This is a genomic window from Mycobacterium sp. (assembly GCF_036488105.1).
In the GTDB taxonomy this organism is placed as follows: domain Bacteria; phylum Actinomycetota; class Actinomycetes; order Mycobacteriales; family Mycobacteriaceae; genus Mycobacterium.
The window spans coordinates 1-9,139 of the sequence record NZ_DASXHW010000101.1 but is presented as its reverse complement, the minus strand read 5'-3'; the positions used below and the strand labels follow the sequence as shown (position 1 = coordinate 9,139).

The 9,139-nt window shown below is 66.8% G+C and carries 9 protein-coding genes; 6 read left to right on the top strand and 3 right to left on the bottom strand.

Annotated elements, in window-relative coordinates:
- The first annotated feature begins 1 nt into the window (after nt 1).
- The 6 genes from VGH54_RS05385 to VGH54_RS05360 all read left to right on the top strand — a co-directional run bounded on the left by VGH54_RS05385 (nt 2) and on the right by VGH54_RS05360 (nt 6,145).
- Nucleotides 2–283 (top strand): WXG100 family type VII secretion target, encoded by a 282-nt coding sequence (locus tag VGH54_RS05385; protein ID WP_331510905.1) that lies wholly within the window; start codon nt 2–4, stop codon nt 281–283.
- 62 nt (nt 284–345) lie between these two features.
- Complete coding sequence (locus VGH54_RS05380) at nt 346–1,218, top strand: ESX secretion-associated protein EspG (protein ID WP_331510904.1); 873 nt, start codon at nt 346–348, stop codon at nt 1,216–1,218.
- 74 nt (nt 1,219–1,292) lie between these two features.
- Nucleotides 1,293–2,717 (top strand): type VII secretion integral membrane protein EccD, encoded by a 1,425-nt coding sequence (gene eccD, locus VGH54_RS05375; RefSeq protein WP_331510903.1) that lies wholly within the window; start codon nt 1,293–1,295, stop codon nt 2,715–2,717.
- Nucleotides 2,714–4,105 (top strand): type VII secretion-associated serine protease mycosin, encoded by a 1,392-nt coding sequence (mycP, locus tag VGH54_RS05370; protein WP_331510902.1) that lies wholly within the window; start codon nt 2,714–2,716, stop codon nt 4,103–4,105. The genes eccD and mycP overlap by 4 nt, the downstream gene beginning before the upstream one ends.
- Complete coding sequence (gene eccE, locus VGH54_RS05365) at nt 4,102–5,106, top strand: type VII secretion protein EccE (protein ID WP_331510901.1); 1,005 nt, start codon at nt 4,102–4,104, stop codon at nt 5,104–5,106. Before mycP ends, eccE begins: the two co-directional genes overlap by 4 nt.
- Nucleotides 5,107–5,377: 271 nt before the next feature.
- Complete coding sequence (locus tag VGH54_RS05360; RefSeq protein WP_331510900.1) at nt 5,378–6,145, top strand: trans-aconitate 2-methyltransferase; 768 nt, start codon at nt 5,378–5,380, stop codon at nt 6,143–6,145.
- 17 nt (nt 6,146–6,162) lie between these two features.
- Here VGH54_RS05360 and VGH54_RS05355 read toward each other — a convergent pair whose 3' ends face one another.
- From VGH54_RS05355 to bluB, 3 genes are all read right to left on the bottom strand, one after another.
- On the bottom strand, nt 6,163–7,770 hold the full coding sequence (locus VGH54_RS05355) for a sulfatase (RefSeq protein WP_331510899.1): 1,608 nt from the start codon (nt 7,768–7,770) through the stop codon (nt 6,163–6,165).
- Nucleotides 7,670–8,482 carry a hypothetical protein gene (locus VGH54_RS05350; protein WP_331510898.1) on the bottom strand — a complete coding sequence of 271 codons (813 nt, stop codon included), beginning with the start codon at nt 8,480–8,482 and terminating at the stop codon, nt 7,670–7,672. The genes VGH54_RS05355 and VGH54_RS05350 overlap by 101 nt, the downstream gene beginning before the upstream one ends.
- 69 nt (nt 8,483–8,551) lie before the next feature.
- The coding region (gene bluB / locus VGH54_RS05345; RefSeq protein ID WP_331510897.1) for a 5,6-dimethylbenzimidazole synthase at nt 8,552–9,139 on the bottom strand (588 nt) is incomplete at its 5' end.

The following is a 9,139-nucleotide window of genomic DNA, read 5'->3' as shown; positions in this document are numbered from 1 at the left end:
GATCATGTACAACTACCCGGCGATGCTGGCACACGCGGCCGACATGGCCGGCTATGCCGGCACGCTGCAGAGCTTGGGCGCCGATATCTCCAGCGAGCAGGCCGCGTTGCAGGCCGGTTGGCAGGGTGACACCGGGATGAGCTATCAGGCGTGGCAGGCGCAGTGGAACCAGGCGATGGAGCAGTTGGTGTTGTCTTACCGCGCGATGGCGGGCACTCATGAGAACAACACCACCTCGATGCTGGCCCGGGACTCAGCCGAAGGCGCCAAGTGGGGCGGCTAACCCCATCGACGGCATTGCTTGTGGGGCGGTCGCCCACCCTGGCGGGTGGGTCCGCAACGTAGATGACCACCAAGCCGAACGCCGTCGAGCTCACCGTCGACCAGGCGTGGTTCATCGCCGAAACCGTGGGGGCGGGAACGTTCCCATGGGTTTTGGCGATCACCTCGCCTTACGCTGACGCCGCCGAACGGGGTGCGTTCCTCGCAACCCAGAACGCCGAACTCACCCGCATGGGAATGGTGTCGGCCGATGGCGTTGTCAATGCGGCGGTGGCCGACTGGATCCGGGTGGTGTGCTTCCCGGAGCGGTGGCTGGACCTGCGTTACGTGGGTTCCGCTGCCGCCGCCGGGGGCGACGATCTCCTACGGGGGATCATCGCGCACCGGGGCGGCAAAACCATTGTGGCGCTACGCAATGCGCAGCTGGTGACGTTTACGGTGATGGAAATTCACGACGCGCGCGCGTTGGTGCCGATACTCGGTGTCGGTCTGGCGCAGCGCCCACCCGCACGGTTCGACGAATTCAGTCTGCCCGCTCAGGTCGGTGCTCGGGCCGACGAGCGGCTGCGCAACGGCGCGGCACTCACCGAAGTCCTTGACTACCTAGGTATTCCAAAGTCGGCACGGCCCGTCGTGGAGTCGGTGTTCACCGGACCGCGCAGCTACGTCGAGATCGTCGCCGGCTGCCACCGCGATGGACAGCACGCCAGCACCGAGGTCGGAATGAGCATCGTCGACACCACCGCCGGCCGGGTACTCGTCAGCCCGTCGCGCGCCTTCGACGGCGAATGGATTTCCACCTTCAGCCCCGGAACGCCGTTTTCCATCGCCGTCGCGGTCGAACAGCTCACCGGCCAGTTACCCGACGGCGACTGGTTCGAGGGCAACAGGCTCTCCAGAGATTTCAGCATGCAGGCCGACCCACAATCCGTCTGATCCATCCCCACAACGACCCCCTATTCACGAAGAGAAAGAGAAGCAATGTCCCGCAGAAGCCTGAGGAGTCGGTGATGTCGAGCGCTGTGATGCCCATTGTGCGGGTAGCGATCCTCGCGGACCGCCGGCTGACCGAAATAGCACTGCCCGCGGACTTGCCGCTGCGCGAAATCCTGCCGGCCGTCGAGCGTTTGGTGGTGCCCGTCGTCGCAGACAATGCGACAGCCGACGGCGACGCCTCAGCCGAACCCACCACTCCCACTCGCCTGAGCCTGGCCCCGATCGGCGGTGCGCCGTTCAGCCTGGACGCGAGCCTGGGTACCGTAGGTGTCGTCGATGGTGACCTGTTGGCCCTGCAGCCCATCCCCGTCGGGCCGGCCGCACCGGGCATCGTGGAAGACATCGCCGACGCGGCGGTGATCTTCTCGACATCTCGGTTGAAGCCGTGGGGCACCGCGCACATCCAACGCGGCGCGGTCGCCGGCCTCGTGGGATTGACCTGGGCTGCAACGGGTCTGGGCGTTGTCTACCGGTTCGCCACCGGCTCGGTCGTCGGGTCGTTGGTGGTCGGCGCGATCGCGCTGCTGGCCGTGGTGGCGGGGCTGGCGACGCGGTCACCGCGCGCCGGTGCGGCGATCTCGGCCGCAGCGTTGGTGCCGATCGCCGCAGCCTTGGCCCTGGCGGTGCCGGGTAGCTTCGGCACGGCGCAGGTGACGCTGGCCGCCGCCGGCGTAACCGCCTGGTCGCTGATCAGTTTGATCTTGCTGCGCCGCGAAAGTAGCGGCGCCATAAGCCTTTTCACTGCAACTGCGGTGCTGGGTGGAGGCGTGCTGCTGGCTGCCGGTGCGAGCACGCTGTGGCAGCTACCGTTGGTGACGCTGGGCGCCGGTCTGCTGGTGGTGGCGCTACTGGTCACTATCGAAGCCCCGCAATTGTCCGCGCTGTGGGCACGATTCCCGCTGCCGGTCATTCCGGCCCCCGGGGACCCCACCCCGTCGGCGCCGTCGTCGCGGGTGCTCGAGGACCTGCCGCGAAGGGTGCGGATCAGCGACGCGCACCAGACCGGATTCATCGCCGGCGCCGTACTGCTCAGTGTGATCGGGTCGGTGACGATCGCGTGGCGTCCGGAAACGTTGTCCGCATGGGGTTGGTATGTGGTGGCCGCGACAGCGGCCGCGGCAACGCTGCGGGCGAGGGTATGGGACTCGGCCGCATGCAAAGCGTGGTTGCTGGCCCAGCCATTCCTGGTGACTGTGTCGTTGGTCGTGCTCTACACGGCCACAGCCCGGTACCTGACCGCGTCGGTGATCGCGATTATCCTTGCAGCGCTGGTGTCGGCGTGGGTCGTCGTCGCGCTCAGCCCGACCATCGCCTCTCCGGATACCTACTCGCTGCCCCTGCGCCGGCTGGTGGGCTTCGTCGCGTCGGGCATCGACGCCTCGCTGATTCCGGTGATTGCGTACCTGGTGGGACTGTTCACTTGGGTGCTCAATCGATGAGCTCTGCTCGCACTCGGCGACTCGGTTGTCTCGCAGCGGTTGTGGTTGCCGCGCTGTGGGTCTGCCCGCCTGCGTTGGCGATCGATCGCCCACAGGTCGACGCGGGCGCGGCGCCACCTAACGGTGCACCCGGACCGGTACAGCCGATGGAGAAGAACGGCGAGTGCACCGGTACCGGCGTCATCCCGGGTAGTGACTTCAAAGATGCCTCACCAAGCCAGCAGATGCTGGATCCCGCTGCGGCGTGGCGGTTTTCCCGCGGTGATGGGCAACTGGTGGCGGTTCTGGACACCGGCGTGCGGCCAGGGCCGCGGCTAACCGGCGTGCAGCCCGGCGGCGACTATGTCGAATCGACCGATGGCCTCACCGACTGTGACGGACGCGGTACCGCGGTTGCCGGCCTGATCGCCGGCCAGCCCAGCAATGACGGCTTCGCCGGCATCGCACCGGGGGCGCGATTGGTGTCGTTGCGTGTGACATCGGGAAAGTTCTCGGCCCGTGGTGCCGGTGGTGACCCCGCCACCGCGCGCGCGATCGTCGACGTGACGGCGTTGGGCCGGGCGATCGTGCATGCCGCCGACCTCGGCGCTCGGGTGATCACGGTCGCGGGGATCACCTGCCTGCCCGCCGACCGCAACGTCGACCAAGGCGCACTCGGAGCGGCCATCCGGTATGCGGCCGTCGACAAGGACGCGGTGATCGTCGCAGCCGCCGGTAACAGCGGTGCCGCGGGTTCGGCCAGTGGCGCGGCGTGTGAATCCAACCCGCTCACCGACTTAGGACGTCCGGACGATCCCCGCAACTGGGCCGGCGTCACCTCGGTCTCGGTCCCCTCCTGGTGGCAGCCGTACGTGCTGTCGGTGGGTTCGCTGACCCCGGCCGATCAGCCGTCGAAGTTCACGATGGCCGGCCCATGGGTAGGCGTCGCCGCACCCGGCGAGGGCATCGTGTCGGTGAGTAACCGCGACGACGGCGGGCTTGCCAATGGTCTGCCCGACCAGCATCAGCGGTTGTCGCCGCTGATCGGCACCAGCTATGCGGCCGGATACGTATCCGGTGTCGCTGCGCTGGTGCGCAGCAAGTACCCGGAATTGAACGCCACGGACGTGATCCGCCGCATCACCGCGACCGCACACAACGGGGCCCGGGCGCCATCCAATGTGGTCGGCGCCGGCGCCGTGGACCCCGTCGCGGCGCTGACCTGGCAGCTTCCCGCCGCCACCCACGACGACAAGTCGCCGGTGAAACATGTTGCGGCGCCGCCCGAACCAGCACCAAAGAGCCCGTGGCCCAGGATCGTCGCGTTCGGCGGCACGGCTGCACTTCTACTGGCCGTCGTGGCCGCTGCCGCGATCGCCGCACGCCGACGAAAGGAAGCCACACTGTGAGCGCGCACCGAGCATTCTCCCCGCCCACCGGACGGATTACGTTGGTGCTGTTCGCCATTGCGGCCGGCGCCGTCGCTTTCCCGTGGCACACGGTGCGCGAGCGCTGGGTGCTCGGCGTCGCGATCGTCACGGTGATCGCGCTGCTGGCGAGGTGGCATGGGCTGCCGGTCACCACGATCTTGCGCCGCCGGCTTGCGATCGTGCGGCCCAACCGGGGTGAACGACGGGCCGACGAGTCCGTCACCGACGTGCGGACGACCGCGTTGCTGCGCGTGACGCCGCCGTTGGCCGACGTCGACGCGCTGCCGCTGTCACTGATCGCCGGTTACGCCGAGCGTTACGGTCTGCGTGCCGAGGCCATCCGGGTTACCAGCCGCGACAGTACATCCGAGGTCGGCACGAGGGAGCGGGAAACCTGGATCGGCGTGACTTTGTCTGCCGCCGACAATCTCGCTGCGCTACAAGCTCGTTCGGCCCGTATTCCGTTGCACGAGACCGCCGAGGTCGCTGCGCGCCGGCTCGCTGACCATCTCCGCGAGAGCGGGTGGACGGCTTCCCTCGCCGCCCCCGAAGACGTTCCGGCGCCCTCGCCGAAGTCCGGCCGCGAGACGTGGTCCGGGATTTCTCAGGGAAGCACCGATTACGTGGCCGCGTATGGGGTCAAGGTCGACACCGCGCTGCCGAATACGCTGGCGGCCATCTGGTCGTACCCGGTCCGCGAAGTCTGGACCGCGGCGGAGGTTGCCGGTGCCGGTGCCAATCAGACGCTGGCGGTCGCGTGCGCACTCCGGACCGACGCCAGACCCAGTGCGAGCGGGCCACTGCCCGGACTGATTTCGAAGTCCGGTATCCAGCGTACGGCGTTGACGGCGTTGGACCCGCTGTCGACCCAGCGTCTCGACGGCCATGTCGCACTGCCCGAATCGCTGCTACTCGAGCGGTTGCAGTGGGCCAGCACCGCACAGTCACAGCCAGTCGTGCCGCACCCAGTGGTGAACTAGGGCCCTGAGTCCCAATTGGGGCTTCGGCCAGCGAGATCGACGCTAGCGTGCAGCTCACTCGCACTTCTTCGCGCCAGCGTCGATCTCGAACATCCCACAGCGCGACGCTGATGATGCTCCGCAACTCAGACCCGCCCTAGGGCCGGGCAGTCGGAGGGAAGAGGGCCGCGACCCCGTCGTCGGTTTCGGTCCATCCTCGACTCGTCGGGCAAGCAGCGGGTAATACCGTCTATATCAGTCATCGCGGAGTCCGTTGAACTGGAGGGTCAATATGTGGGATCCAGATGTCTACCTGACATTTGCCGATCATCGCGGCCGTCCGTTCGCCGATCTGCTGTCCCGGGTGGGGGCGCCGAGCCCGCGTCGGGTGGTCGACCTGGGTTGCGGTGCGGGGAACCTCATCGATCAGCTGGCTAGACGGTGGCCGGAGTCGGCCATCGAGGCGTTGGACAGCTCGCCGGAGATGGTCGCCGCGGCCCGGGACCGCGGCGTGGACGCTTACCTCGGTGACCTGAGACACTGGGCTCCACAACCTGATACCGACGTCGTGGTCAGCAACGCCGCGATGCATTGGGTGCCCGAACACGGCGAGCTGTTTGTTCGGTGGGCGGGTCAACTGGGCGCCGGGTCGTGGATTGCCGTTCAGATGCCAGGCAACTTCGATGGTCCGTCGCACGCTGCGGTGCGGGCGGTAGCTCGGCGGGAACCGTATAAGAAACTGCTGCGCGACATCCCGTTTGGGGCCGGGGCCGTGGTTGACACGCCGGCGCATTATGCCGAGCTGCTGATCGATGCCGGGTGCACCGTGGATGCCTGGGAAACCACCTACATCCATCAGCTCACCGGCGAGCAGCCGGTGCTGGACTGGATCAGCGGCACCGCACTACTGCCGGTTAACGAACGGCTCAATGAGCAGGAATACCAACGGTTTCGCGAGGAGCTCATTCCGGTGCTCGCCGAAGTCTATCCAGCCCGACCGGACGGGACCACGTTCTTCCCGTTCCGGCGGGTGTTCTTCGTCGCTCAGGTAGGCGACTGAACCACGCCGGCTGAGGGTTACTGCTCGGTGTGATGGATTTCGACGTCGATACCGCGGTCGACGGCTCTCGGCTTGCGACTGGTCAGAACTTTGTCGTGGATCTGCAAATACGTCTCGGTGTAGCGGGCCGCGATGCGGGTGCCGGCAAAATCCGACGGTATGACGTCACCGGTCTTCTGCCGCCAATCATGAAGGCGGACAGCAAGGTCAGCGGCGATCTGATCGGCATCGTCGCCGTCACCGGCTAGTAGGTTGTTGGTCTCAGTGGGGTCGACGCGCAGATCGTAGAGTTCGCGTTCCGGTCGCGGTGTGGTCACCAGCGGTGCGACGGCGTGGCCGGATGGGCTCTCCTCGATATCCCACGGCAGATCCAATAATGGTCGGCGGGCGTAGTTTTCGATATAGCTGAAGTCTTTTGTCCGGATCGCGCGGATCGGATCGAACGAGTCGTGGTAGGTCTTGGTGGTGTAGACGTGGTCGCGCACCGGCTCTGCGCGGTCTGGTGCAATCAATGCCCGCGCATGTGAGATGCCTTCGATGTCAGCCTCCTTCGCCGCTCCGAGCAGTTCCAGCAGTGTCGGCAGCAGATCCACCCCGCTGAACAGGTCGTCGTAAACCTTGGGCGCCAGCCCCATTCGGGTGGGTGGGCGCGCAATCATCGCGATTCCGGTTCCCGCCTCGTACAGCGTGGATTTCGCGCGCGGGAAAGCGGCGCCGTGATCGGTGAGGAACACCACCCACGTGCTGGCGTCCAGGCCGGTGTCGGCGAGCGTATCCAGTATTCGGCCCACCGCGGAGTCGGCAGCCGTGATCGATCCGTAGAACTCGGCCAGATCTTGGCGCACCTCAACAGTATTGGGCAGATAATCAGGCGTATCGACAGCGGCGGGGTCGGCGGGGTCGTAGCGATCGCGTGGGTAGGGACGGTGTGTTTCGAAGAAGCCGGCGGTCAGCAGGAACGGTTGGCTGGTGTCATGGTCACGCAGCCACTTCTGCGCCTGTTCGACGACGTACTCGCAGTAGGAGTTGGACACGTCGAATTCGTCGAAGCCCAGCCGCGACGGGTGTGACGTCTCGTGTTGCATGCCGAAAAGAGCGGTATACCAGCCAGATTCGGAGAGGATCTGAGGCAGCGTGCGGACGCCCGGGCGGTACTCCCAACCGTGGTGGGCGAGCCCGACCAAACCGTTGCTTTGCGGGTAGCGGCCGGTGAACAGTGATCCCCGCGACGGAGAGCACAGCGGTGCGGTGGCGTGTGCTCTGGTGAACAAGATTCCCTCGGCGGCCAACTGGTCCAGCCGCGGGCTCGACACGTCGGCGTGACCGTACACCCCGAGATAGCGGCCCAGATCGTGCCAGTGCACGAAAAGCACATTGTCGCGCCGCGAGTGTGTCGCGTCTTGGTTTGCGTCTGCGCCGCCGATCGCCACCACCTCCTGGGCTTGGGGGACCCCGTCGACGTTATCGGCTGCGACGGTCGGCGTGCATGCCGGGGCGCGTCCGGTCAGGTCAGGCGCCAGCAACTCACCACTGTTGCGGCGGCCCCGGCGGACCGTACTGCGGTGGCGGCGGTGGACCGGGCGGCCATTGCCCGCCGCCCGGTAACCCGCCGGGCCGATGGACATCGGTCAATCTCGGCGGCAACCCCAGGACTACCCGGAATGCCGGTACGAACATGAGGCCGCCGATCACCGCGATCACCAGGCCAGCGATCAAGTCATAGGTGATCCGACTGGTAGCGCCGTAACGAGCCTCGCAACCAATCGACAAGATCAGCATGACGACTCCGCCGCCCAGGATCAGGAACTGGCCCATCGGCCTCTTGACGAAGAGCATCACGGCGCCGGCCGTCACCGCGAGGCACGCCGCGATGATCAGAAACAGACAAACGACGAGGGCCACCGGAACAGACGGAACCATGTTCTTGATCTGTTGGCGGCACATGCTCGAGTACTCACCGCCGAACCGATTGCACACATCGGCTGCGCGGCTGACAGCGCTGTTCAGGTTGATCCACAGGGTCAGCGTGAGGATGGCGCCGAGCAACCCCATCAACCCGATGGCGGCGAGGCTGACCCAGTTGATGGTCTGCTGCGACGTCGGGGCGGGAGCGGGCCCGCCGTGACCACCCCACTGCTGGCTGTAGCCGGGCTGGTGGCCGTACTCGGCCGGCGGTGGAAATCCGGATCCAGGTGGCGTGCCGTACCCAGGCGGAGGCGGTTGCTGACCGTAGCTCTCGGGGCCCGTCTGGCCGCCGAAGCCAGGCCCAGCGTGCTCCCCGGGATCTTCTGGTGGGGGTCCCCACTGCGGGGGGAGGCCTGGCGGAGGTGGCTGCACCCCGGCATCGTAACCGCCATTGGATCGAGAGCCGCGGAACTGCAGTTCAGGCCCGGCGGCCGCCGACGCTCAGGTCGCCGCGTGCGGTGCTTGTCCCCAGGCGTTCTCCGAGACGAATTCGGCGAGCGGACGCCCTAGCGCCCAGCCGTCCAACTCCAGTGAGGGCCGGTCGGGAAAGTCGGGCACCGGACCGAGACAGAGGATCGCCACCGGCTCGGCATCGCCGGGCATCGACAGCAGCGACGCCAGCTTCGGCGGATCGAACAGCGAAACCCAGCCCATCCCGAGGCCTTCGGATCGTGCCGCCAGCCAGAGATTTTGGATTGCGCAGGAGACCGATGCCAGATCCATCTGAGGCATGGTGCGCCGGCCGAACACGTGGCTGTCCCTGCCATCGGACAGTGCGACCACAAGCAGTTCAGCGCAATCGAGGATGCCTTCGACCTTCAGCGCCAGAAATTCCTGCGCCCGTGGGCCCAGGGCATCCGCGGTCTGTAAACGCTCCTCGTCGACCAGGGCGTGAATGCGGCGTCGCAGCTCGTCGTCGGTGATCCGGATGAATCGCCATGGCTGCATCAGGCCGACGTTGGGTGCGGCGTGGGCGGCCTGCAGCAGGCGGGCCAGAACATCCTCGGCAACCTTGCTGCCGGCCACGAA